Source organism: Pelagerythrobacter sp. (assembly GCF_041912895.1).
GTDB lineage: Bacteria > Pseudomonadota > Alphaproteobacteria > Sphingomonadales > Sphingomonadaceae > Pelagerythrobacter.
The window spans coordinates 850042-872149 of record NZ_JAYSGI010000001.1 but is presented as its reverse complement, the minus strand read 5'-3'; the positions used below and the strand labels follow the sequence as shown (position 1 = coordinate 872149).

Below are 22108 nucleotides of genomic sequence, written 5' to 3'. Positions count from 1 at the left end.
GCGCGCGCCTACGCGTTCAATTGGCGGCGCGCAACGCTTCCTCGACCGTCTCGTGGAAGCGCCGAATACCGCCTTCGAGCGTGCCGAGCGTGAGCAAGGGGATCGCGCCGGTAGAGAGGCCCTGCTGCCCCAGTTCGGCCGCGCGGAAATCCTCGCTTGCGAACACCCCGCCGTCGAGCAGTGCCCAGCTTCGCTCCCAATGGTCGCGCGCCTTGTCTGTCGCGGGATGCTCGGGGATCAGCATGAAATCCTCCACCAGCGTGCGGTCGTGCGCCTGCGGCATCATCGTCATCACGTTGATGTAGTCGGGGCTGGGGATGATGAGCGCGCCGGGCAGGAGCTGATAGGCGAAAGTGATCACGCGGCGCAGTGCGGCCATGTCGTTGAGGTCGATCCGCTCCATATCCTCCAGCCGCCCCACAGCGCTGCGCGCGTGCGGGCCGATCATGTCGCCCGAGGTCACTCCGTCCTTGAAGAACGGCCCGATCGTTTGCGCGTGGAGCCGGGTGACGTGATAGCTTTCGAGGAAGGCGTCCATGATGAGCTTCCAGTTCGCCGCCACATCGTGCGTCTTGCGGCGAAACAGCACGTGTTCGCCCATGCCCAGCGCGTCGAAATCCTCGCCCAGTGTCTCGGCATGGGTGAAGTCCGCGGCACCCTCCTGCGGGCAGAACCAGATCAACCCACCCGTCTCGCGGCTGTGCAATTCGATCAACCCCTTCGCGCTCTTGTCGAGACCGGGAAAGGTATCGGGGCGGGGCAGGGCGAGCAGGCGCCCGTCCACCGAATAGGTCCAGGCGTGGTAAGGGCACACGAGCCGCTTCTGGCACACCGGCTCGCTGCCCTCGACCAGCCGCGTGCCGCGATGGCGGCAGACGTTGAGGAACACGTGCGCCTTGCCCTCGCCGTCACGCGTGACGAGCAGCGGACGCCCGGTCGCATCGTGCGGCACCGCCATGCCCGGATCGGGCAGCAGCGCGGACGGGGCGAGGATCTGCGGCATCCGCTGGTAGATTGCCCGCTGCTCGCGCGCGAAGTAGTCTGGGTCGGTATAGACGCTAGCGGGCACCTCGCTCACGCCCGCCTCGGCCCGGCCTTCGCCCCCGGCGATGGCCTGCGCCAGCGCCAGCATGCCGCCGGTCGGGCCACGCGTGGGATGCTCGGTGCGGGTAGCGCTCATGACGCCTGTTCCTCGTCCTCTCTCCCGGCTAGTGTCGCACCAAAGCGGGCGAAACGGAAGGACGCTAGGGAATGGCCGAAACGATCGATGCGGGCGGGGATGAGCGCCGCAGCACCTGGGAATCGATCAAGCCCTATCTCGAGAAGGAATCGCTCGCCTCGTTCTTCCTCGGCGTGTCGTCGGGATTTCCCTTCGCGCTGCTGGCCGCGACGCTGACCACCCGCCTGGCGCAGGACGGGATCGAGAAATCGACCGTCACCGCCTTCACGCTCGCCTTCCTCGTCTACAACCTCAAGTTCCTCTGGGCCTGGGTGATCGACGGGGTGCGCCTGCCGGTGATCGGGCGGCTCGGCCAGCGCGTGTCGTGGATGATCGTGGTCGGGCTGCTGGTGATGGCCGCGACGGTCAACCTCGCGCTGGTCGATCCGAGCGCGGACATCGTCTGGACCGCGACCTCCGCCGTGCTGCTCGGCCTGGCGGGGGCAACCTTCGACATCGTGATCGACGCTTACCGGATCGAGACGCTCAAACCCTATCAGCTCGGCACCGGCTCGGGCATGAGCCAGTACGGCTGGCGCATCGGTGCCGCTGCCGCCGGCGCGCTGGCGCTGGTCGTCGCCGCACGGATGGGCTGGGAAGCGGCCTATATCGCCTGCGCGGTGTTCGCGCTGCCCGCGATGCTGACCGCGCTGATCCTGGGCGAGCCCGCGCGGCGCAAGGTCGTGGCCGCGCGGCGCGGCATGGGCGAGATGTGGCAATCGATCTCCGGCCCGTTCGTCGAATTCTTCCGCCGCAACGGCGCATGGCTGGTGCTGCTGTTCATCCTCGTCCACAAGATCGGCGATACGCTGGCGAACCTCACCTTCCGCCTGCTGTTCGACGATCTCGGCTTCACCAACGACGAGATCGCGATCTACGACATCGGCGTCGGCTTCTGGGCGCTGATCGTGGGCGTGTTCGTGGGCGGCATTCTTTACGCCCGGCTCGGCCTCAAGCGATCGGTGCTGATCGCGCTGATCCTGATGGCAATCTCCAACCTCAGCTTCGCCGGGCTCGCCGCGATCGGCAAGAGCAACCTCGGCATGGCGGGCGCGATCGGCTTCGAGAACTTCGCCAGCGGCTATGGCGGGGTGGTCGTGGTCGCCTATTTCTCGGCGCTGTGCGATCTGCGCTTCACCGCCGCGCAATACGCGCTCATCAGTGCGGGGGCGAGCATCGTCGGGCGGTTGCTGACCGGCACCACCGCGGGCAGCTTGATCGAGACGTTCGGCTATGTCGATTTCTACCTGCTGACCACCGTGCTCGCGCTGCCGGGCATCGTGCTGTTCTGGTGGATGATGCGCACCGGGCTGGTCGACGCTGCGATGGGCACCGCCGGCGAAGTGGGTGAGGGCGATGCGCGGGCTGACCCGCCGGTCTAGTCCGGCATTTCCCCATTGAGCCGCAGCACCTCGCCCGCGAGGTAGAGCGAACCCGCGATCAGCACCGGCAGGCCATCGCCCGGCAGCGCGGCGAGTGCAGCGGGGACATTGGGTGCCGCGATCGTCTCGGGGCCAAACGCCTCCGCCGGGAAGCAGTCGTGCGCGGGCACCGGCACCACCGTCAGGCTCGCGATGCTCCCGGCGAGCGGCGCGGTCAGCGCCGCCGGGTCCTTGCCCGCGATCATCCCCAGCACGAGGTGAAGCCGCTGCCCGGCGAAATGCCGCGCGAGGATCGCCCCGGCGCTGGGATTGTGCCCGCCGTCGAGCCATACTTCGCGTGCATCGGTGAGCGGGCCCGGGGCGAGACGCTGGAGGCGTGCGGGCCAGTTGGCGCTGCGGATACCCTCTGCCATCGCCTCGGGCGTAACAGCCAGCGCGCTCTGGTGTCGCAACATGGCGACGGCGAGCGCGGCGTTCTCGGGCTGGTGCGGGCCGGGCAGGGCGGGCAGCGGCAGGTCGAGCGCGCCGTTGTTGTCGGAATAGCGCAGCGCTTCGCCATCGACCTCGCCGTGCCATTCACGCCCACGCATTGCGAGCGGTGCACCCATGCGCTCGGCGGCGTGTTCGACTTCCTGAGCGGCACCTTCCGGATACGACTGCGTCACCAGCGGCACGCCCGGCTTGGCGATGCCCGCCTTCTCGAACGCGATGCGCGCCAGCGGCTCGCTCGGCGTGCCTTCTTCGGGCGCGAGCAGAAAGCGCTCGTGGTCGATCCCCAGCGCGGCGATCCCGCATACGGCGGGGCGCGGGATCACGTTGGTCGCATCAAACCGCCCGCCGAGCCCGACCTCGACCACGCAGGCATCGGCGGGAACGCGCGCGAATTCCGCGAAGGCGGCGGCGATGGTGACTTCGAAGAAGCTCGGCCCGAGGTCCGCCCCCGCGTCGAGCACTTGCGCTAGCAGTGCCGCCAGCCGGGCGTCGGAGATCAGTTCCCCCGCCACGCGAATCCGCTCGTTGTAGCGCACCAGGTGCGGGCTGGTGGTCGCGTGGACGCGGTGGCCCTCAGCCTCGAGCATCGCGCGCAGGAAGGCGCAAATCGAGCCTTTGCCGTTGGTCCCCGCGACGTGAAACACCGGCGGCAGCGACAGGTGTGGATCGCCGAGCCGAGCCAGCAGCGCGCGGATCGTGTCGAGGCCGAGCCGCCCCTGCGGCACCGAAAGCGTGGCCAGCCGGTCGAGTTGTGCCTGCACCGCCGGGTCGGAGGATGTGCCGAAGTCTTTCATATCCTCCCCGAGCGGGGGAGGGGTGCAGGGGCACATGCCGCGCTCCGCACCTTGGCTGTGACGAGCCTTTGCGACCTGCCCCTCCACCAGCCTGCGGCTGGTCCCCCTCCCCGTGCCGGGGAGGATGCTTGGCTCACGCCGCCTTCGCGGGCTGCAAGTAATCCAGCACGTTCGCCAGCGTCGCGCGCAGATCGTGGCGGTCGACCACCATGTCGACCATGCCGTGCTGGTGCAGGTATTCCGCGCGCTGGAAGCCTTCGGGAAGCTTCTCGCGGATCGTATCCTGGATCACGCGCTGGCCCGCGAAGCCGATCAGCGCGCCCGGCTCGGCGATCTGCACGTCGCCCAGCATCGCGTAGCTGGCGGTGACGCCGCCGGTGGTGGGGTCGGTCAGCACGACGATATAGGGCAGGCCGGCCTCTCTCAGGCGGCGCGTCATCACGGTCGCCTTGGGCATCTGCATCAGGCTGAGAATGCCTTCCTGCATCCGCGCGCCGCCCGCCGCGGTGACGACGATATAGCCGCACCCGCGCTCCAGCGCGCGCTCGGCGCCCTGCACGAAGGCGGTGCCCACCGCCATGCCCATGCTGCCGCCCATGAAACCAAAATCCTGCACCCCGACGACCGCCGGGTGCCCCTCGATCGTGCCCGAACCGACCGAGAACGCATCCTTGTGCGGGTTCTTCGCGCGCGCCTGCTTCAGCCGGTCGGGATACTTTTTGGTATCGCGGAACTTGAGCGGGTCTTCGGCCACCTCGGGCTGCTTGAGCAGGTCGAACCCGTCGTCGAGCACCTGGCTCAGCCGCTCGTCCGCGCCGATCCGGCCGTGATGGCCGCAGCGCGGGCAGACCTTGAGGTTTTCCTCGTATTCCTTGGTGAACAGCATTTCGGAACAGCCGGGGCACTTGACCCACAGCGTTTCCTCGGTGGTGCGCTTGGCCACGAAGGGCAGCGAATTGCGGACGCGGGTGAACCAGTTCATGCCAGATACCTATTCATGGTCGGCCCTTGCCGCCGAATGCACCGCCTTGGCAAGTTTTTCGGTCAGGTCGCGCAAGTGACGCGGCGCATCGCCGCCATGCTCGCCGACCAGTTCGACCAGCGCGGAGCCGACCACCACGCCGTCCGCCACGCGGGCGATTGCGGCCGCCTGTTCGGGCGTGCGCACGCCGAAGCCGACCGCTACGGGCAGCTCGGTCGCGGCCTTGAGCCGTGCCACCGCCTCGTCGATCGAGCCCTGCACGGCCTGCTGCTTGCCGGTGATCCCCGCGACCGAGACGTAGTAGAGGAACCCGTCCGAGCCTTCGAGCACCTGCGGCAGGCGCTTCGCATCGGTGGTGGGCGTGGCGAGACGGATCGGGGCGATCCCGGCGGCGCGCAGCGCGGGGCCGAGCGCCTCGTCCTCCTCGGGAGGAATGTCGACACAGATCACTCCATCGACGCCCGCGTCCTTCGCGGCGGTGGCGAACCACTCCGCCCCACGCCGCACCATCGGGTTGGCATAGCCCATCAGCACCAGCGGCACGTCGGGGTGGCGCTCGCGGAACCCGGCGGCGATCCGCAGCACCTCGGCGGTGGTCGTTCCCGCGCCGAGCGAACGGATATTCGCTTGCTGGATCGCGGGGCCATCGGCCATCGGATCTGTAAATGGCATCCCCAACTCGATCACATCCGCGCCGCCCGCGACGAGCGCGTCGAGATTGGCCGCGGTGTCGCCGTCGCCCGCGGTGATGAACGCGACGAGAGCGGGGTGGGGCTTGGCGAAGGCGGTGGAGACGCGATCAGTCATGGTTAGCACGACGCCATCCCAACACACCAAAAATGAGCGCAAAGACCAGCGAGCGAGCCATTTCCTTGTTCGGATCGATTGCAGCTTCTGACATATATGCGAATGCAATACTCAGTATGAAGACGAGGACTGCAGCCAGCAATCCGGACTCTATCCCCTGTCGGACTGGTGGACTCACATCTCCACTCCTAGCTTTTCAGCCACGGTGAAGATGTCCTTGTCGCCCCGCCCGCAGAGGTTGGCGAGGATGATCTGATCGCGGTTCATCTCCTTCGCGCGTTTCGCCACCGCCGCGATGGCGTGGCTCGGTTCGAGTGCGGGGATGATGCCCTCGGTGCGGCACAGGAGTTGGAAAGCCTCCAGCGCCTCGTCGTCGGTCACGGCGGTGTATTCGACCCGGCCCGTGTCCTTCAGCCACGCGTGTTCCGGCCCGATTCCGGGATAGTCCAGCCCAGCGCTGATCGAGTGGCCCTCGGTGATCTGGCCGTCCTCATCCTGCAACAGATAGGTCCTGTTGCCGTGGAGCACGCCGGGGAAGCCGCCGAGCAGGCTGGCCGCGTGCTCGTTGCCGTCGAGACCGTGGCCTGCCGCCTCGACGCCGAGCATCTTCACGTCCGCATCGTCGAGGAAGGGGTGGAACAGCCCCAGCGCGTTCGATCCGCCGCCGATCGCCGCCACCAGCAGGTCGGGCAGGCGGCCGGTGCGGCCGAGCATCTGTTCGCGCGCTTCCTTGCCGATCACGCTCTGGAAATCGCGCACCAGTTCCGGGTAGGGATGCGGGCCCGCCGCGGTGCCGATTATGTAGAAGGTGTCGTGGACGTTCGCGACCCAGTCGCGCAGCGCCTCGTTCATCGCGTCCTTGAGCGTACCGCGCCCGGCGGTGACGGGACGGACTTCGGCGCCGAGCAGCTTCATGCGGAACACGTTGGGCGATTGCCGCCGCACGTCCTCCGCGCCCATGAACACCGTGCACGGGAGGCCGAAGCGCGCGCAGACGGTGGCGGTGGCGACGCCGTGCTGGCCTGCGCCGGTCTCGGCGATGATCCGGGTCTTGCCCATGCGGATCGCGAGCAGGATCTGCCCGATGCAGTTGTTGATCTTGTGCGCGCCGGTGTGGTTCAGTTCGTCGCGCTTGAACCACACCTGTGCGCCGCCGAGTGCCTCGGTCAGCCGCTCGGCGAAATAGAGCGGGCTGGGGCGGCCGACGTAATGCTCCAGCAGGTCGTCGAATTCCGCCTTGAACGCCGGATCGGCCTGCGCGGCGCGGTATTCGCGCTCCAGATCGAGCACCAGCGGCATCAGCGTCTCGGCCACGAAGCGGCCGCCATAGTCGCCGAAGTGCCCGCGCTCGTCGGGCTGGGTGCGGTAGGAATTGGGGTTGCTCGTCATCGCGCCCCCAATGCCGGTCGAGCCGCGCGGAGTCGAGACACGATAGGTTTGGTGGCGCGCATCGCGCCTTGGCTCAGGCGCGCGCGGCGGCGCAGAACGCGGCGATCTTGCCCAGGTCCTTGATCCCCGGCGCGCGTTCAACGCCCGACGAGGTATCGACCAGTGGCGCGCCGGTGAGCGCCACCGCCTGGGCGACATTTTCGGGCGTCAGCCCACCGGCGAGCCCCCACGGCAGCGCGCCGCGATAGGCCGCAAGCAACGACCAGTCGAAGCGCAAGCCCATGCCGCCGGGACGATCCGCGCCTTTCGGCGTGCGCGCGTCGAACAGGATCGTGTCCACCGCGCCGCGATACAGTTCCGCGCGGGCGACATCAGCGGCGGAGGAGACCGCGATCACCTTCCACACCGGTAAGGCGAAGCGGGTGCGCACTTGCGCCGCGCGCGCGGGCGTCTCGTCACCGTGGAGCTGGATCGCGTCGAGCGCGCCTGCCGCCACTCCCTCGGCCAGCAGCGCATCGGCAGGATCGACGAACAGCCCGACCTTGCCGATCCGCCGCCCCGCCTGCCCCGCCAGAGCGCGCGCGTCTGAAGGCGCGAGATTGCGCGGCGAGGGCGGGAAGAACACCAGCCCGCACCAGTCCGCCCGCGCGGCGATCGCCGCCTCGAGCGCGTCGGGAGCCGTGATCCCGCAGATCTTGATCTTCGTCGCGGCCATTGGCGGCACTTAGGGCGCGGCGAGCGGCTTTTCCAGCACCGCGAAAGTGAGCGGAGGGTCGCGCAGCACGGGGAACGGGCGCGCCTCGCCGGTGCGCGAGTAGCCGCGTCGCTCGTACCATGCGATCAGCGTGTCGCGGCTGTCGATGACGGTCATTTCCATCGCCGAGATGCCGCGGCTGCGGGCGCTTTCTTCCGCTGCGTCGAGCAGGCGTCGTCCGAGACCGGTGGACTGTAATTCAGGCTCGACGCACAGCATGCCGAGATAGGCCAATGCGGCCTCCTTGCGGGTGACCGCGACGCAGCCGACGATGGCGCCCTCGCCGCGTGCAACGAGCATGGTGGCCTGCGGGTCCGCGAGCAGCCCTGCGACCTCATCGGGCGTTACCCGCTCGTCGTCGAGGATGTCGGCTTCATGGTTCCACCCGCGGCGGGCCGAATCGCCGCGATAGGCCGCTTCGAGCATGCGCTTGAGGGCAGGGGCATCGCCGGGCGATGCCGTTTCGATAGATATCAAAGCGTCGCCTCGATCGCGCGCGCCGCTGCCACCGGGTCTTCCGCGCGGCTGATCGGGCGGCCGACGACGAGCACGCTCGCCCCGTCGTCGCGCGCCTGGCGCGGGGTGACGACGCGCTTCTGATCGCCGTTCGCGTTGTTCTCGCCATTGCCCGGCAGGCGCAGGCCGGGGACGACGAAGAAGCCTTCCTTCCACTGCTTGCGCACCGCGCCGACCTCCTGCCCCGAGCAGACGATCCCGTCGAGCCCGGCGGCTTCGGCCAACTCGGCCAGCCGCATGACCTGTTCGTGCGCATTGCCCTTCACACCGGTGCGGTCGAGATCGCGGTCGTCCATGCTGGTCAGCATCGTCACCGCCACGACTTTCGTGCCGTTCGAGGCGGCGGCCTTGGCATCCTCCATCATCGCGCGTCCGCCGCTGGCGTGGACGGTGACGATCGCGGGTTCGAGCACGTGGATCGCCTGCATCGCTCCGGCGACGGTGTTCGGGATGTCGTGCAGCTTGAGGTCGAGGAACACCGGCAGGCCGAGGTGCGCGATCTCGTGCACCCCGTGGTGCCCGTGCGCGCAAAAGAATTCGAGCCCCAGCTTGATCCCGCCGACGTGCGATTTGACCCTTCCGGCCAGCGCCTTGGCCGCATCGAGCTGCGGCAGGTCGAGAGCGAGATAGACGGGATTGGTCACAGGCGGTCTTTGGGATCGCGCGGATCGCCCGGCGGGATGTCCGACGCGGCAGGGGCCGGGTGTGGCACAGCGGCCGGTGGCGGAGCCGGATCGACCGCGAAGCCGCTGTCGACTTCCGCCGGGGTCGCTGCAGCAGTGGTGCCAGGCGTGGTCACCGCATCGTGCCGGTCGGCGTTGGCCACCGCGGTGCGGTGCGCGGTCTCGAGCGAGCCGATCCGCCGCTTCAGCCGCCAGCGCGTGCCCTGATGCAGCAACCACATCGGCACCAGCCCGAGCAGGAATGAGACGATCACCAGCGCGGGGATCTTGGTCTCCAGCACCAGATTGGTCCAGATCTTCACTTCCACCGGCGTCCAGTTGAACGCGGAGAACACCAGCAGCGCCGCCAGCAGCAGCACCCAGACGATCGTTCTTACGACTTGCATGTTTCGCCTCGTTCCCCGGTTTTCGACTGCGCGATGCTAGTCGCCTTGGCAATCCAAGGGAAGAACCTAACCGAACACCCGGTCGAACACGCGATCGACTTCCTTGAAGTGGTATTCGAGATCGAACTTCTCTTCCAACTCGGTTTGGCTGAGCGCCGCAGTGACTTCCTCGTCGGCCTTGAGCAGATCGAGCAGCGACAGCTTGCCATCCGATTCCCACACTTTCATCGCGTTGCGCTGCACCAGCCGGTAAGCGTCCTCCCGGCTCACGCCCGCCTGCGTCAGCGCCAGCAGTACGCGCTGCGAATGAACGAGGCCGCCCATCCGGTCGAGATTCGCCTGCATCCGCTCGGGATAGACCAGCAGTTTGTCGATCACCCCGGTCAGCCGCGCGAGCGCGAAATCGAGCGTGATCGTCGCGTCCGGGCCGATGAAGCGTTCGACCGAGGAATGGCTGATGTCGCGCTCGTGCCACAGCGCGACGTTCTCCAGCGCGGGCAGGGCGTAGGCGCGGATCATGCGCGCCTGCCCGGTGAGGTTTTCGGTCAGAATCGGGTTGCGCTTGTGCGGCATCGCCGAGCTGCCCTTCTGCCCGGGCGAGAAGTATTCTTCCGCTTCCAGCACTTCGGTGCGCTGCAAGTGGCGCACCTCGACCGCGACGCGCTCGATCGAGCCCGCGATCACCGCCAGCGTAGCGAAGAACATCGCGTGCCGGTCGCGCGGGATGACCTGGGTGGAGATCGGCTCGACCGCGAGGCCGAGGCGCTCGGCGACGTGCTCCTCCACCGCCGGATCGACATTGGCGAACGTGCCCACCGCGCCCGAGATCGCGCAGGTGGCGATTTCCGCCCGTGCGGCGACGAGCCGCTGGCGGCACCGGGTGAACTCGGCATAGGCTTGCGCGAGCTTGAGGCCGAAGGTCACCGGCTCGGCGTGGATGCCGTGACTGCGGCCGATCGTGGGGGTGTACTTGTGTTCCTCCGCCCGGCGCCGGATCGCGGCGAGCAGCAGGTCGAGGTCTTCCAGCAAAATGTCGCTGGCGCGCGCGAGTTGCACGCCCAGCGTGGTGTCGAGCACGTCGGAGCTGGTCATGCCCTGATGCATGAAGCGCGCCTCCTCGCCCACCTGCTCGGCAACCCAGGTGAGGAAGGCGATCACGTCGTGCTTGGTTACCGCCTCGATCGCATCGATCGCGGGCACGTCGATCTTCGGATCGGTCGCCCACCAGTCCCACAGCGCCTTCGCCGCGCTCTCGGGCACCACGCCGAGTTCGCCCAGCTTCTCGGTCGCGTGCGCCTCGATCTCGAACCAGATGCGATAGCGCGCCTCCGGCTCCCAGATCGCGGACATGTCGGGGCGGGCATAGCGGGGGACCATCATCGACTCCATCGGGGCAAGGATGCGCCGCCGCTAGGGCGCGCGCCGCGCGAAGGCAAGCCGGAGAGGCGGCGCGCGCTAGATCAGTCCTTTCGCCTTCAGGCTCGTATGCCCCTCGCGCCCCACGATCACATGATCGTGGACGACGATGCCGAGCAGCCGCCCCGCCTCGGCGATGCGGCGGGTAATCGCGATGTCGGCGCGGCTCGGTTCGGGATTGCCGCTCGGGTGGTTGTGGACGAGGATCAGCGCGCTCGCACCGAGGTCGAGCGCCTTGCGCACGACCTCGCGCGGATGGATCGCCGCTTCGTCCACCGAGCCGTCGCCGACGTGGTGGTCCATGATCAGCCGGTTGCGCGTGTCGAGATAGAGCACGCGTACGCGCTCAACCGTGAGATGCGCCATGTCGATCGTCAGGTAATCGATCAGCGCCTGCCAACTGCCCAGCACCGGCTTTTGCTGCACTTCGCCGCGCGCCATGCGCCGGGTGGCGAGTGCGACCGCCTTTAGAGCCGCGGCACCCGTCTCGCCCATACCGGAAACCTGCCGCAACGCGCCGGCTTCCGCGTTGAGCACCGCTGCGAGCGAGCCGAACCGCGCGAGCAGCGCCTTGGCGAGCGGCTTCGTGTCGCCGCGCGGATTGGCGGCGAACAGCAGATATTCGAGCAGTTCGTAGTCCGCCAACGCCTCCGCCCCGCCGGTCAGCAGCCGCTGGCGCAATCGCGCGCGATGGCCCGTGTGGCCCGGATTTTCCTTGTCCTGCGGCAACCTTCCCCCCGCCGTCGCGTTCGACAACCGATGCATTGCCTTTGCCCGGCGATGCGCGCAAGTGTGAGGCGATGGCGCTGGCCGAAGACAACGATAATGCTGACGAGGCCGTAACCGTAGCGCCGCGCCGCCGCCTGACGAAATGGCGCTGGCGCGTCTCGCTCGCGCTGCTGCTGTTGATCGTCGCTGGGCTCGCGATCGCATGGTTCACGCGCGAGCGTATCGCAGGGAATGTAATCGCCGAGCTGCTCGAGGATTACGACCTTCCCGCGCGATACGAGATCGAGAGCATCGGCCCCGGCCAGCAGGTGCTGCGCGACGTGGTGATCGGCGATCCGCTGCTGCCCGACCTGACGGTGGAGCGGGTCGTGGTGCATATGCGCTACGGCTTCGGTACCCCCGAGATCGGCCGGATCGAGCTCGAACGGCCGCGTCTGTTCGGTAGCTGGCGCGATGGGGCGCTGAGCTTCGGCTCGCTCGACCGCGTATTGTTTCGCGACACCGACGAGCCGCCGGGACTGCCCGAATTCGACATCGCGCTGACCGACGGACGCGCGCTGTTGGAGACCGCCTACGGTCCGGTCGGCTTCAAGGCCGAGGGCGCGGGCAGGCTCGACAGCGGGTTCGCCGGCGTGCTCGCGGCGGTGGCGCCCGAGATCAACGGCGGCGGATGCGAGGGCGCCGGAGCGAGCGCTTATGGCCGCGTGACGACCGAGGCCGGCAAGCTGCGTTTCGCCGGTCCGCTGCGGCTCGCCGGGTTCGCCTGTCCGGCTGGCGGCATCAGACTAGCCGACGCGGCGCTGACGCTCGACGCCACCGCCGATGCGGATTTCGCGGGTGTCGAGGGCAGGGCCTCGCTCGCGAGCGGCGCGCTTGCTGCGGGCGAGACGCGCGCGAGCGGCGTCAACGGCACGATGCGCGCTGCCTGGCGCGACGGCCAGCTCAATGCCCGCTACACGCTCGCCGGGCGCGGGATCGCCCATCCGCAGGGACGGCTGGCGGTGCTGACCGCGCGCGGCGCATTGCGCGCGCGCGATGGGTTTCAAAGGATCGCGCTGCAAGGCGACCTCGAAGGCAACGACCTGCGCTTCGGCGATCGCCTGACCGGCCGGATTCGCGAGCTCGGCACCGCGGGGCAGGGCACGCTGCTTGCCCCGCTGCTCGAGCGCGCCGCTGGCGGTCTCGTGCGCGAATCGCGCGGCAGCCGGATCGCGGCCAGCGTCACTGCGCGCGTGCGCGGCGATTCGCTGTCGCTGCTCGTACCGAACGCGACCCTGCGCGGGGGCAGCGGGGCGACGCTGCTGGCGCTCTCGCGCGGGCAGTTCAGCCGTGCTGGCGGCGCCGCGCCGCGTATCGCGGGCAACTTCAGCACCGGCGGCGAAGGGCTGCCGCAAATCACCGGACGCATGGAGCGCCTGCCGGGCCGCGATCCGTTGCTGCGCTTGCGGATGGCCGAATACACCGCCGGCGATTCGCGCCTCGCGATACCCGAGCTTACGATCGCGCAGGGAACCGGCGGGCGCTTCGGGTTCTCGGGCCGGGCGATCGCGTCGGGCGCGTTGCCCGGCGGTTCCGCACGCGAACTGGAGGTTCCGCTCGAAGGCGGCTGGTCGCGCGCGGGCGGGCTGGCGATGTGGCGCGAATGCACCGATTTCCGCTTCGCCGGGCTGGCGCTGGCCGAGCTGGTGTTCGAGCGGCGTACGCTGACGCTGTGCCCCGCCAGAGGCGCGCCGATCCTCGCCTACGGTCCGCGCGGTTTGCGGATCGCCGCTGGGGCGCCGTCGCTCGATCTCGCCGGCCGGCTCGCCGGAACGCCGATCGTGCTCGCCTCGGGTCCGATCGGGTTCGCCTGGCCCGGCAATCTTTCGGCGCGCGACGTCACCGTGGCGCTCGGCCCGCCCGACGCGGCGAGCCGCTTCAGCGTCAGCAATCTCGCCGCGACGCTGGGCCGCGAGATCGCCGGCACGTTCGACGATGCCGACGTCTCGCTGTTCGTCGTCCCGCTCGACTTGCGCGAAACCTCGGGGACGTGGCGCTACGCGGGCGGCGTGCTCTCGCTCGCCGAAGGCCGCTTCACGCTTGAGGACCGGGCCGAGACCGACCGCTTCAATCCGCTGATGGCGCGCGATGCCACGCTGACGCTGGCCGACAACGTGATCCGCGCCGACACCGTGCTGCGCGAACCGACCAGCGAGCGCGAGGTCACGCGGGTCGCGATCGTCCACGATCTGGGCAGCGGCACCGGGCGCGCCGATCTCACCGTCGCCGGCCTGCTGTTCGACGAATCGCTCCAGCCCGTGATGCTCACCCCGCGCGCGTTGGGCGTGATCGCCAATGCACGCGGCGTGGTCACCGGCAGCGGGCGGATCGACTGGAATGCAGATGGTGTGACCAGCTCGGGCCGGTTCACCAGCGAAGGGCTCGATTTCGCTGCCGCCTTCGGCCCGGTGCGCGGCGCGGCGGGCACGATCGTGTTCGACGACCTGATCGCGCTGACCACCGCGCCGCGGCAGCAGATCCGGGTCGGCTCGGTCAATCCGGGGATCGAGGTTACCGACGGAACGGTCGAATTCGCGCTGCGCGAGGGACAGTTCCTGGGTGTCGCGGGCGGCACCTGGCCGTTCATGGGCGGCACGCTGCGGCTGCGCCCGGTCGATCTCAATCTCGGCATCAGCGAGCGGCGCGCCTACGTGTTCGAGATCGAGGGGCTGGATGCCGCTGCCTTCGTCCAGAACATGGAGCTGGGCAACATCAGCGCCACGGGCATTTTCGACGGCACCGTGCCGATCGTGTTCGACGAGCAGGGGTACGGCAGGATCGACGGCGGATTGCTGACGTCGCGCCCGCCCGGCGGCAACGTGTCATATGTCGGCGAGCTGACCTACGAGGATCTTTCGCCGATCGCCAACTACGCGTTCGAGGCGCTGCGCTCGCTCGATTACCGGCGCATGACGGTGGGCATGAACGGCAGCCTTTCGGGCGAGATCATCACCGAGGTCCGCTTCGAGGGGGTCAGCCAGGGCGAGGGGACGAGCAGCAACTTCGTGACCCGGCAGATTGCCGGGCTGCCGCTCGAATTTCGGGTCAACATCCGCGCTGCCTTCGCGCAGCTGCTGACCAACCTGCGTTCGCTTTACGATCCCGCTTTCGTGCGCGACCCGCGCGAACTGGGGCTGCTGCGCGACGACGGCGTGCAGTTCCAGGTTCCCGAAGGGCAGCCCGCGCCGGCAACTCCATCCGAAGGCGCCGAGCCTGGGACCGGGCTCGAGATCATTCGGCCCGACGATCCCGAAGCCGACGACGACCAATCCGTTCAGACCCAGGAAAGCGAGACTATGCCATGAAGCCAGTCGAATTGACGGCCCGCCCCGGCGCTGCGAAAACCTTGCCCATGCGGGGAAAGGCACAACGGGCGTGGGCCAGGGGTTCGCTGCCGCTGGTGGTGGCGGGCTCGCTCGCGCTGGGCGGGTGCATCTCGGTCGAGGCGCCCGACAAGCCCATCGTGATCGAGCTCAACATCAACATCCGGCAGGAAGTGATCTACCGGCTCGCGGAAGACGCGGGCAACACGATCGAGAACAATGCGGATATCTTCTGATGGAGATTGAGATGAACAGGGATTTCGTGCGCAAGGCAGCTTTCGCCGCAGCCGGTTTCGCGCTCGCCGTGGGCGGGCTCGCCGGTGCGGCCCACGCCCAGCGCGATCCGGCCTACGAACAGGCGCGCGCGGCGGGCACCGTGGGCGAAAAGATGGATGGCTACCTCGGCATCGTCGGCGGAGGCTCGGCCGAACTGCGCCGGATGGTCAACGACATCAACATCAAGCGCCGGGCGATCTACGCGCAGAAGGCGCAGGCGGCCAACGCCACGCTGGAGGAATATGCGCTGACGGCGGGCTGCATCGCCATCTCCAAGACCTCGCCGGGCGAGAAATACCAGGCGCCCGACGGCTCGTGGCAGACGCGCGGCAGTGGCGCCCCCCAGCGCGACAGCCGCTGTCCGGGCTGACCCGCATCGATCGCGGGCGCCAGAGTTCGCCCGTGCCCGCTTGGGGGCAAGTTCTCCCGCAATGCAGCAACCCGCCGATTGACTTGCCTATGACCGCCGCCTAAGGGGGCGGCGCCTTCGGCGGGCAACCGTTGCCTGTGCCGCGCATTCCCCTAACAAGGAGCATGGCATGAGCGACGATAAGCCCGCACGAGAACCGATTGCCGAGGATGCGCGGATCGATGCGCTCGAACAGCGGCTGAAGGCCGCGAAAGAGCGTGAAGAACAGCGCAACCGGCCGCAGGCGACCGGCTCCGATGCGAACTATCGCAGCGGAAACCGGGTGCTCGCGGATCTCCTCGGCGGTATTCTCGGCGGTCTCGTGCTCGGTTGGTTGGTCGATACCTTCGCCGGCACGTCGCCCTGGGGTCTGTTGGTCGGCCTGTTCCTCGGGATAGTGGTGGCCTTCAGGAACATTTTTAGGATGGCGAACACGCGCTCCGACGACTCCTCTCCGGAGGGGTAGCCGCGAGCGCGGATGTTCATGAGGTAGGGACGTAGAACGCCGTGGCAGCCGAACCGGCCAAGGTCGATCCGATGTACCAGTTCACCATCGAGCCGCTGTTCGGCTCGGCGAACTGGGAAATTGCGGGCTACAACATCGCCTTCACCAACAGCGCGATGTGGATGCTGATCACCACCGTGGTGCTCGCCGCCTTCGTGTGGGGTGGCATGAAGCGCCAGTTGGTGCCGGGCCGCTGGCAGATGGCGGTCGAAACCTTCACCGGCTTCGTCGACAACATGCTGGAGGCGAACATCGGCAAGGCGGGGCGCAAGTACGTACCCTACGTGTTCTCGCTGTTCATGTTCATCCTCTTCGCCAACATCCTCGGCTTGCTGCCGCTCGGCCTGATCGGCCTGCACCCGTTCACCTTCACCAGCCACTTCACGATCACCGGCGTGCTGGCGGCGATCAGCTTCGCGATCGTGCTGGTCGTGGGCTTCTGGAAACACGGGTTCCATTTCTTCAGCCTGTTCGTGCCGCACGGCACGCCGCTGCCGATGATCCCGGCGATCTTCCTGATCGAGCTCGTCAGCTTCGCGGTGCGCCCGTTCAGCCTCGCGCTGCGGCTGTTCGTGGCGATGATGGCGGGGCACGTCCTGCTCGAGGTTCTGTCGAGTTTCGTGATCGACGGCACCAATGCGGGGACCCATTTCGGCCTGCTCGTCGGCCTGCCCAGCTTCGTGCTGATGATCGGCATCTGCGCCTTGGAAATCCTGGTCGCGGGCATCCAGGCCTACGTGTTCGCTCTCCTGACGTCGCTCTACATCAACGACGCCGAGAACCTTCACTAAAGTTTCAACAACCCGAATCAATTCATTCGTTTCAAAGGAGTTTTTGACATGGACGTAGAAGCTGCAAAGCTGGTTGGTGCCGGTCTCGCCGCGATCGGCGCGGGTATGGCCGCGATCGGCGTGGGTAACGTGTTCGGCTCGTTCCTCGAGAGCGCGCTGCGCAACCCCGGCGCCGCCGACGGCCAGCAGGGCCGTCTGTTCATCGGCTTCGCCGCCGCCGAGCTTCTCGGCCTGCTGGCGTTCGTCGTCGCGATGATCCTGATCTTCGTCGCCTGATCGACTTCTGCAATCGTCGCCGGCCGGGTCAGCCCGGCCGGCGCGCCTGTTCTCGCCTGACTTCCGGGACGTGATTCGATGCCCCAGATAGCCCAGCTCGCAGAAACCTACTCCAGCCAGATTTTCTGGCTGCTGGTGTTCTTCGGGATCGTCTTCTTCGTGATCGGCCGGGGCATGGTCCCCAAGGTCATGGACACCGTCTCCCAGCGCGACGGTCAGATTGCCGCCGATCTCGCCGCCGCCGATGCTGCGCGCACGCAGGCAGACGAGGAAGAGGAGGCCTGGCGCAAGCGGGAAAACGAAAACCGCGCCGCCGCGCAGACGCTCGTCGCCAAGGCCAAGGCCGATGCGGCCGCGGCCAACGAGAAGAAGCTGGCGGCCGCGCAGAAGCGGCTCGACACCAAGCTCGCCGATGCCGAGGCCTCGATCGCCGCGGCGCGCACTTCGGCGCTGGCCGAAGTCGAAGGCGTGGCCGCCGAAGCGGCGCAGGACATCGTCCAGCGTCTCGCCGGGGTCAGCGTCACCGCCGCCAATGCGAAGAAGGCCGTGAAGGAGGCCATGGCTCATGGCTAACGCGCCCGAACTCTTCACCGCCGACGAGGCGCAGACCGAAGCGGTGGTCGAACACGGCTCGGCGGTTCACGTCGAGCCCGAGCTTTTCGGCCTCGCGCCGTTCCAGGTCGTCGCCGTCGCGATGACGGTGCTGATCCTGATCGCGATCTGGAAGAAGGTCCCCGGCATGATCGTCGGCGGGCTCGACAACAAGATCGCCGCGATCCGCCAGCAACTCGACGAAGCCAAGGCCCTGCGTGCCGAGGCCGAGACGCTGCGCGACGAATATCGCCGCAAGGTCTCGAACGCCGAAAAGGACGCCGAGGCGATGCTGAGCAATGCCCAGCGCGAAGCCGACGCCATCCTCACGAAGGCCGAAGACGACGGCAAGGCGATGGTCGAACGCCGCAAGCGCATGGCCGAAGACAAGATCGCCGCCGCCGAGCGCGAGGCGGTGGACGACGTCCGCGCCCGCGCCGCCAGCGCCGCCGCGACAGCATCGCGCAAGCTGATCGCCGATAAGCACGACGCCGAGGCCGACCGCAGGCTGGCCGACGAGCTGATCTCGAGCATCTGACCCGCGGCACATTGCGGAACGATCGAAGGGCCGTGCGCTTCTTCCTGTAACAACAGGAGAAATCGCATGGCCCTTTCCGCAATCGCGCTCAACTGCTCGCTCAAGCGCTCGGGCGGGGAGGCCAGTTCGACCGATGCGATGATCGGCGTGCTGGAAGAAGCCTTCGCCAAGCACGACGTAACGCTCGCCGAAACGCTGCGGATCGCCGACTATAATGTATTGCCCGGCGTGACCTCGGACGAGGGGAAGGGCGACGAGTGGCCCGGACTGCGCGAGAAAATCCTCGCGCATGATATCCTGATCTTCGGCGGTCCGATCTGGATGGGCCAGATCGGCTCGATCGCCAAGCGCGTGCTCGAACGGATGGACGCCTTCCTGTCCGAAACCGACGATGCGGGCCGGATGCCGAGCTATTCCAAGGTCGCGGTCGCGGCGATCGTCGGCAACGAGGACGGAGCGCACTGGTCGAGCGCGCAACTGTTCCAGAGCCTCAACGACACCGGCTGGACGATCCCCGCGGTCGCCGCCTGTTACTGGGTGGGCGAAGCGATGGGCAGCGTCGACTTCAAAGACCTGGAACATCGTCCGCAGAAGGTGACACAGACCGCGAAGATGGTCGCCGCCAACGCCGCCCACCTGGCGAAGCTGCTTAAGGCGGACCCTTATCCGGGGTAGGAACGTGGCCGGGCGACGGCAGTTGCCGGTGCGAAGTCGCCAATCCGGAGTTTCCGTATGAGCAAGCGTCCGCGCGAGAGCATGCCGGCCGATGTCGAGCGCGCGCTGCACGACGCGGGTCAGGCCAAGGCCTATGCGGCGCGGCCGCCGTATCAGCGCAACGACTACCTGATCTGGATCGGGCGGGCGAAGCGCGACGAGACCCGCGGCAAGCGCGTCGCACAGATGATCGCCGAACTGAAGGCCGGCGATACCTACAGGGGCATGGACTGGACGGGCGCCGAGAAGGGCTAGAACGCGTCCTTGGCCGCCCGCAGCGCCGCGAACGTCTCGTGCGGCTGGCCGCCGCCCCAGCGGTTGCGCAGGCCTTCCTTGTCGGCGCGCAGGAAGGGGTTGGTTTCGAGTTCGCGCGAAAGTTGCGTCGGCACGGTCGGCTCGCCGTGTTCGCGCTTGCGGTCGATTTCCTGCGCGTAGAGTTGCAGTTCGACGTTGTCGGGATCGGCATGGAGCGCGAACTTCGCGTTCGCCTGCGTGTATTCGTGCGCGCAGTAGAGGGTGGTTTCGCCCGGCAACGCCTTGATCCGCTCGATACTGCCCCAGAACTGCTCGGGCGTGCCCTCGAACATGCGCCCGCAGCCCAGCGCGAACACGCTGTCGCCGACGAAGGCCATGTCCGCATCCTCGATGTAATAGGCGATATGCCCGTCGGTGTGCCCGCCGACGTCGATCACCCGCGCTTCGTAGCCGCCGAGCGAAACCATATCGCCGTTGCCGACCAACCGGTCGATCGGCGACAGCTTCTCGACCTCCTTCGGGGCAACGACCTTCGCCCCGGTCGCCTCGACGATCGCAGTGTTGCCGCCCGCGTGATCGGGGTGCCAGTGGGTGTTCCAGATCTGCGTGATCCGCCACCCCTTGGCCTGCGCCTGCTTCAGATATTCGGCGCCGTCGGGCGTATCGATGCACGCCGTTTCGCCGCTGTCCGGATCGTGCAGCAGGAAACCGTAGTTGTCGGACAGGCAGGGGAACTGGTGGACTTCGAGCATGGCGTTTTTTGTATGCCCTATCGCTTCGCTTCTTGAGGGTGCGCATCTTACGCAGCGGGGCCGATGTAGGAAAGGCCCGCCTGCCGGGTGGCAGACGGGCCTTTCTTCAACCCTGACGGGCGTGAAGGCGGAAGGGTCAGTCCTTCTTCTTCAGCGCTTCGCCGAGGATGTCGCCGAGCGAGGCGCCCGAGTCGGACGAACCGAACTGCGCCACCGCTTCCTTCTCTTCGGCGATCTGACGCGCCTTGATCGAGAAGTTCGGCTTCTTCGAACGGTCGAAGCCGGCGACCAGCGCGTCGACCTTCTGGCCGGCCTGGAAGCGGTCGGGACGCTGCTCGTCGCGGTCGCGGCCGAGGTCAGAACGCTTGATGAAGCCGGTCGCGCCGTCTTCGCCGACCTGCACTTCGAGCCCGCCGTCGCGAACCTCGAGCACGGTTACGGTCACGGTCTCGCCGCGGCGCAGGCTGCCCGAAGCGCCCGCTTCGGTCGGCGCGCCCTTCTCGAGCTGCTTCATGCCGAGGCTGATGCGCTCCTTGTCGGTGTCGACGTCGAGCACGACGGCTTCGACCTCTTCACCCTTGCGGTGCAGCGCCAGCGCGTCCTCGCCCGAGATGCCCCAGGCGATGTCCGACATGTGGACCATGCCGTCCACGTCGCCGTCGAGGCCCACGAACAGGCCGAACTCGGTCGCGTTCTTGACTTCGCCGGTGACCTTCGAGCCGACCGGGTGCTTCTCGGCGAACTCTTCCCACGGATTGCGCTGGGCCTGCTTGAGGCCGAGCGAGATGCGGCGCTTCTCGCTGTCCACTTCCAGCACCATCACTTCGACTTCCTGCGAGGTCGAGACGATCTTGCCCGGGTGCACGTTCTTCTTGGTCCAGCTCATCTCGGAAACGTGAACGAGGCCTTCGATGCCCGGCTCCAGCTCCACGAAGGCGCCGTATTCGGTGATGTTGGTGACGGTGCCGGTCATCTTCGCGCCGACCGGGTACTTCGCACCCACGCCGTCCCACGGATCGCTTTCCAGCTGCTTCATGCCGAGGCTGATGCGCTGGGTTTCCTCGTTGATGCGGACGATCTGCACGGTCACGGTCTGGCCGATCTCGATGATCTCGCTCGGGTGGTTGACCCGCTTGTAGCTCATGTCGGTGACGTGGAGCAGGCCGTCGATGCCGCCCAGGTCCACGAACGCACCGTAATCGGTGATGTTCTTGACGACGCCGTCGATCACCTGGCCTTCGGAGAGCTTGTCGATCAGCTCGCTGCGCTGTTCGGCGCGGGTTTCTTCCAGCACCGCGCGGCGCGAAACGACGATGTTGCCGCGGCGGCGATCCATCTTCAGGATCTGGAACGGCTGCGGCATGTCCATCAGCGGGGTGACGTCGCGCACGGGGCGGATATCGACTTGCGAACCGGGCAGGAACGCCACGGCGCCGTCGAGGTCGACGGTGAAGCCGCCCTTGACGCGACCGAAGATGCGGCCCTCGACGCGCTTGCCTTCACCGAATTCGCTTTCCAGCTTGTCCCAGGCGGCTTCGCGGCGGGCGCGGTCGCGGCTGAGCATCGCTTCGCCGTCGGCGTTCTCGACGCGGTCGACGAAAACTTCGACTTCGCTGCCGACTTCGAGCCCGTGCTCGTCGTCGACGCGCATGAATTCCTTGAGGTTGACGCGGCCTTCGCTCTTCAGGCCGACGTCGATCACGGCCATGCCGGCCTCGATCGCGGTGACGGTGCCCTTGACGACGCGGCCTTCGAAGCCTTCGTCGCCGGCGCCGCCGAGCTGTTCGTTGAGCAGCGCTTCGAAATCGTCGCGCGTGGGATTGGCGGAAGTTGCCATGTGTGCGGTATTCCTGTTCACGTTTTGCTACCGGCCGCCGGTTCTACCGGGGTCTTTCACCGCTGCCCGCGCACCATTGCGAAGGCTGACGGGGCAAGAGGGCCGTATTCTCCGCGTGGCCGAGTGCCGTGCGCGAAGGTTCGTCTCAATCTGGCGATTGCTAGAACGGGCGCGCGACTAGGCGAAGCGGTGCGAAAAGGCAAGCAAAAGGCACGCGCTGCGCGTTACGCTCCGGCCGGATGGAGAAAGTGTG

General features: G+C 67.7%; 24 protein-coding genes. 11 read left to right on the top strand and 13 right to left on the bottom strand.

Annotated elements, in window-relative coordinates; all coding sequences use genetic code 11:
- Positions 1–16 precede the first annotated feature (16 nt).
- Entirely contained in the window at positions 17–1180 is a 1164-nt protein-coding gene (locus tag ACE3QC_RS04350; RefSeq protein WP_374405881.1) for an aromatic ring-hydroxylating dioxygenase subunit alpha, read from the bottom strand.
- 71 nt (positions 1181–1251) lie between these two features.
- On the opposite strand from ACE3QC_RS04350, the gene ACE3QC_RS04345 reads away from it, so the two are divergent.
- Positions 1252–2601 (top strand): MFS transporter, encoded by a 1350-nt coding sequence (locus tag ACE3QC_RS04345; protein WP_374405880.1) that lies wholly within the window; start codon positions 1252–1254, stop codon positions 2599–2601.
- On the opposite strand, the gene ACE3QC_RS04340 is transcribed toward ACE3QC_RS04345, so the two are convergent.
- The 10 genes from ACE3QC_RS04340 to radC form a co-directional block, all read right to left on the bottom strand.
- Complete coding sequence (locus ACE3QC_RS04340) at positions 2598–3887, bottom strand: folylpolyglutamate synthase/dihydrofolate synthase family protein (protein WP_374405879.1); 1290 nt, start codon at positions 3885–3887, stop codon at positions 2598–2600. The genes ACE3QC_RS04345 and ACE3QC_RS04340 overlap by 4 nt on opposite strands.
- 133 nt (positions 3888–4020) lie before the next feature.
- On the bottom strand, positions 4021–4869 hold the full coding sequence (accD, locus tag ACE3QC_RS04335; RefSeq protein WP_374405878.1) for an acetyl-CoA carboxylase, carboxyltransferase subunit beta: 849 nt from the start codon (positions 4867–4869) through the stop codon (positions 4021–4023).
- A 9-nt stretch (positions 4870–4878) separates the two neighbouring features.
- Complete coding sequence (gene trpA, locus ACE3QC_RS04330) at positions 4879–5676, bottom strand: tryptophan synthase subunit alpha (protein ID WP_374405877.1); 798 nt, start codon at positions 5674–5676, stop codon at positions 4879–4881.
- A 174-nt stretch (positions 5677–5850) separates the two neighbouring features.
- A complete protein-coding gene (gene trpB / locus ACE3QC_RS04325; RefSeq protein WP_374405876.1) occupies positions 5851–7065 on the bottom strand; it encodes a tryptophan synthase subunit beta in 1215 nt (404 codons plus the stop codon).
- A gap of 73 nt (positions 7066–7138) precedes the next feature.
- Entirely contained in the window at positions 7139–7780 is a 642-nt protein-coding gene (locus tag ACE3QC_RS04320) for a phosphoribosylanthranilate isomerase (RefSeq protein WP_374405875.1), read from the bottom strand.
- 9 nt (positions 7781–7789) lie between these two features.
- A complete protein-coding gene (locus tag ACE3QC_RS04315; RefSeq protein ID WP_374405874.1) occupies positions 7790–8296 on the bottom strand; it encodes a GNAT family N-acetyltransferase in 507 nt (168 codons plus the stop codon).
- The gene (pyrF, locus tag ACE3QC_RS04310; protein ID WP_374405873.1) at positions 8293–8979 is read right to left on the bottom strand and encodes an orotidine-5'-phosphate decarboxylase; all 687 of its coding nucleotides are present in this window, start codon (positions 8977–8979) and stop codon (positions 8293–8295) included. The genes ACE3QC_RS04315 and pyrF overlap by 4 nt, the downstream gene beginning before the upstream one ends.
- On the bottom strand, positions 8976–9404 hold the full coding sequence (locus ACE3QC_RS04305) for a LapA family protein (RefSeq protein WP_374405872.1): 429 nt from the start codon (positions 9402–9404) through the stop codon (positions 8976–8978). The genes pyrF and ACE3QC_RS04305 overlap by 4 nt, the downstream gene beginning before the upstream one ends.
- Positions 9405–9470: 66 nt before the next feature.
- The gene (gene purB, locus ACE3QC_RS04300; RefSeq protein WP_374405871.1) at positions 9471–10781 is read right to left on the bottom strand and encodes an adenylosuccinate lyase; all 1311 of its coding nucleotides are present in this window, start codon (positions 10779–10781) and stop codon (positions 9471–9473) included.
- 78 nt (positions 10782–10859) lie between these two features.
- Positions 10860–11585, bottom strand: coding sequence for a DNA repair protein RadC (radC, locus tag ACE3QC_RS04295; protein ID WP_374405870.1), 726 nt, complete (start codon positions 11583–11585; stop codon positions 10860–10862).
- Between the two features lie 35 nt (positions 11586–11620).
- Between radC and ACE3QC_RS04290 the strand changes: the two genes are divergently transcribed.
- The 10 genes from ACE3QC_RS04290 to ACE3QC_RS04245 all read left to right on the top strand — a co-directional run bounded on the left by ACE3QC_RS04290 (position 11621) and on the right by ACE3QC_RS04245 (position 19266).
- Positions 11621–14893 (top strand): YdbH domain-containing protein, encoded by a 3273-nt coding sequence (locus tag ACE3QC_RS04290; RefSeq protein ID WP_374405869.1) that lies wholly within the window; start codon positions 11621–11623, stop codon positions 14891–14893.
- A gap of 47 nt (positions 14894–14940) precedes the next feature.
- Positions 14941–15147 (top strand): YnbE family lipoprotein, encoded by a 207-nt coding sequence (locus ACE3QC_RS04285; protein WP_374405868.1) that lies wholly within the window; start codon positions 14941–14943, stop codon positions 15145–15147.
- An 11-nt stretch (positions 15148–15158) separates the two neighbouring features.
- Complete coding sequence (locus tag ACE3QC_RS04280) at positions 15159–15557, top strand: YdbL family protein (RefSeq protein WP_374405867.1); 399 nt, start codon at positions 15159–15161, stop codon at positions 15555–15557.
- Between the two features lie 169 nt (positions 15558–15726).
- Positions 15727–16062, top strand: coding sequence for an AtpZ/AtpI family protein (locus ACE3QC_RS04275; protein ID WP_374405866.1), 336 nt, complete (start codon positions 15727–15729; stop codon positions 16060–16062).
- Positions 16063–16133: 71 nt separating this feature from the next.
- Complete coding sequence (locus tag ACE3QC_RS04270; protein WP_374406642.1) at positions 16134–16892, top strand: F0F1 ATP synthase subunit A; 759 nt, start codon at positions 16134–16136, stop codon at positions 16890–16892.
- Between the two features lie 48 nt (positions 16893–16940).
- The gene (locus tag ACE3QC_RS04265) at positions 16941–17168 is read left to right on the top strand and encodes a F0F1 ATP synthase subunit C (RefSeq protein ID WP_047805836.1); all 228 of its coding nucleotides are present in this window, start codon (positions 16941–16943) and stop codon (positions 17166–17168) included.
- Positions 17169–17246: 78 nt separating this feature from the next.
- Positions 17247–17741, top strand: coding sequence for an ATPase (locus ACE3QC_RS04260; protein ID WP_374405865.1), 495 nt, complete (start codon positions 17247–17249; stop codon positions 17739–17741).
- Entirely contained in the window at positions 17734–18297 is a 564-nt protein-coding gene (locus ACE3QC_RS04255) for a hypothetical protein (RefSeq protein WP_374405864.1), read from the top strand. The genes ACE3QC_RS04260 and ACE3QC_RS04255 overlap by 8 nt, the downstream gene beginning before the upstream one ends.
- A 66-nt stretch (positions 18298–18363) precedes the next feature.
- Positions 18364–18972, top strand: a complete 609-nt coding sequence (locus ACE3QC_RS04250) for a flavodoxin family protein (protein ID WP_374405863.1) — start codon at positions 18364–18366, stop codon at positions 18970–18972.
- Between the two features lie 57 nt (positions 18973–19029).
- Positions 19030–19266, top strand: coding sequence for a YdeI/OmpD-associated family protein (locus tag ACE3QC_RS04245; protein ID WP_374405862.1), 237 nt, complete (start codon positions 19030–19032; stop codon positions 19264–19266).
- On the opposite strand, the gene gloB is transcribed toward ACE3QC_RS04245, so the two are convergent.
- A complete protein-coding gene (gene gloB, locus ACE3QC_RS04240) occupies positions 19263–20018 on the bottom strand; it encodes a hydroxyacylglutathione hydrolase (RefSeq protein WP_374405861.1) in 756 nt (251 codons plus the stop codon). The genes ACE3QC_RS04245 and gloB overlap by 4 nt on opposite strands.
- A gap of 136 nt (positions 20019–20154) precedes the next feature.
- Positions 20155–21855 carry a 30S ribosomal protein S1 gene (rpsA, locus tag ACE3QC_RS04235; RefSeq protein WP_374405860.1) on the bottom strand — a complete coding sequence of 567 codons (1701 nt, stop codon included), beginning with the start codon at positions 21853–21855 and terminating at the stop codon, positions 20155–20157.
- Positions 21856–22108: the final 253 nt, after the last annotated feature.

What these genes read in the sequence shown, in the direction of transcription:
- ACE3QC_RS04270 (WP_374406642.1), top strand. Translation starts at nt 16,134, where the DNA reads ATGTACCAGTTCACCATCGAGCCGCTGTTCGGCTCGGCGAACTGGGAA.
- ACE3QC_RS04340 (WP_374405879.1), bottom strand. Translation starts at nt 3,887, where the DNA reads ATGAAAGACTTCGGCACATCCTCCGACCCGGCGGTGCAGGCACAACTC.
- trpA (WP_374405877.1), bottom strand. Translation starts at nt 5,676, where the DNA reads ATGACTGATCGCGTCTCCACCGCCTTCGCCAAGCCCCACCCCGCTCTC.
- ACE3QC_RS04320 (WP_374405875.1), bottom strand. Translation starts at nt 7,780, where the DNA reads ATGGCCGCGACGAAGATCAAGATCTGCGGGATCACGGCTCCCGACGCG.
- ACE3QC_RS04255 (WP_374405864.1), top strand. Translation starts at nt 17,734, where the DNA reads ATGGCTAACGCGCCCGAACTCTTCACCGCCGACGAGGCGCAGACCGAA.
- ACE3QC_RS04265 (WP_047805836.1), top strand. Translation starts at nt 16,941, where the DNA reads ATGGACGTAGAAGCTGCAAAGCTGGTTGGTGCCGGTCTCGCCGCGATC.
- rpsA (WP_374405860.1), bottom strand. Translation starts at nt 21,855, where the DNA reads ATGGCAACTTCCGCCAATCCCACGCGCGACGATTTCGAAGCGCTGCTC.
- ACE3QC_RS04350 (WP_374405881.1), bottom strand. Translation starts at nt 1,180, where the DNA reads ATGAGCGCTACCCGCACCGAGCATCCCACGCGTGGCCCGACCGGCGGC.
- gloB (WP_374405861.1), bottom strand. Translation starts at nt 20,018, where the DNA reads ATGCTCGAAGTCCACCAGTTCCCCTGCCTGTCCGACAACTACGGTTTC.
- accD (WP_374405878.1), bottom strand. Translation starts at nt 4,869, where the DNA reads ATGAACTGGTTCACCCGCGTCCGCAATTCGCTGCCCTTCGTGGCCAAG.
- ACE3QC_RS04260 (WP_374405865.1), top strand. Translation starts at nt 17,247, where the DNA reads ATGCCCCAGATAGCCCAGCTCGCAGAAACCTACTCCAGCCAGATTTTC.
- ACE3QC_RS04285 (WP_374405868.1), top strand. Translation starts at nt 14,941, where the DNA reads ATGCGGGGAAAGGCACAACGGGCGTGGGCCAGGGGTTCGCTGCCGCTG.
- ACE3QC_RS04245 (WP_374405862.1), top strand. Translation starts at nt 19,030, where the DNA reads ATGAGCAAGCGTCCGCGCGAGAGCATGCCGGCCGATGTCGAGCGCGCG.
- ACE3QC_RS04305 (WP_374405872.1), bottom strand. Translation starts at nt 9,404, where the DNA reads ATGCAAGTCGTAAGAACGATCGTCTGGGTGCTGCTGCTGGCGGCGCTG.
- radC (WP_374405870.1), bottom strand. Translation starts at nt 11,585, where the DNA reads ATGCATCGGTTGTCGAACGCGACGGCGGGGGGAAGGTTGCCGCAGGAC.
- ACE3QC_RS04290 (WP_374405869.1), top strand. Translation starts at nt 11,621, where the DNA reads ATGGCGCTGGCCGAAGACAACGATAATGCTGACGAGGCCGTAACCGTA.
- purB (WP_374405871.1), bottom strand. Translation starts at nt 10,781, where the DNA reads ATGGTCCCCCGCTATGCCCGCCCCGACATGTCCGCGATCTGGGAGCCG.
- trpB (WP_374405876.1), bottom strand. Translation starts at nt 7,065, where the DNA reads ATGACGAGCAACCCCAATTCCTACCGCACCCAGCCCGACGAGCGCGGG.
- ACE3QC_RS04250 (WP_374405863.1), top strand. Translation starts at nt 18,364, where the DNA reads ATGGCCCTTTCCGCAATCGCGCTCAACTGCTCGCTCAAGCGCTCGGGC.
- ACE3QC_RS04275 (WP_374405866.1), top strand. Translation starts at nt 15,727, where the DNA reads ATGAGCGACGATAAGCCCGCACGAGAACCGATTGCCGAGGATGCGCGG.
- ACE3QC_RS04345 (WP_374405880.1), top strand. Translation starts at nt 1,252, where the DNA reads ATGGCCGAAACGATCGATGCGGGCGGGGATGAGCGCCGCAGCACCTGG.
- ACE3QC_RS04280 (WP_374405867.1), top strand. Translation starts at nt 15,159, where the DNA reads ATGAACAGGGATTTCGTGCGCAAGGCAGCTTTCGCCGCAGCCGGTTTC.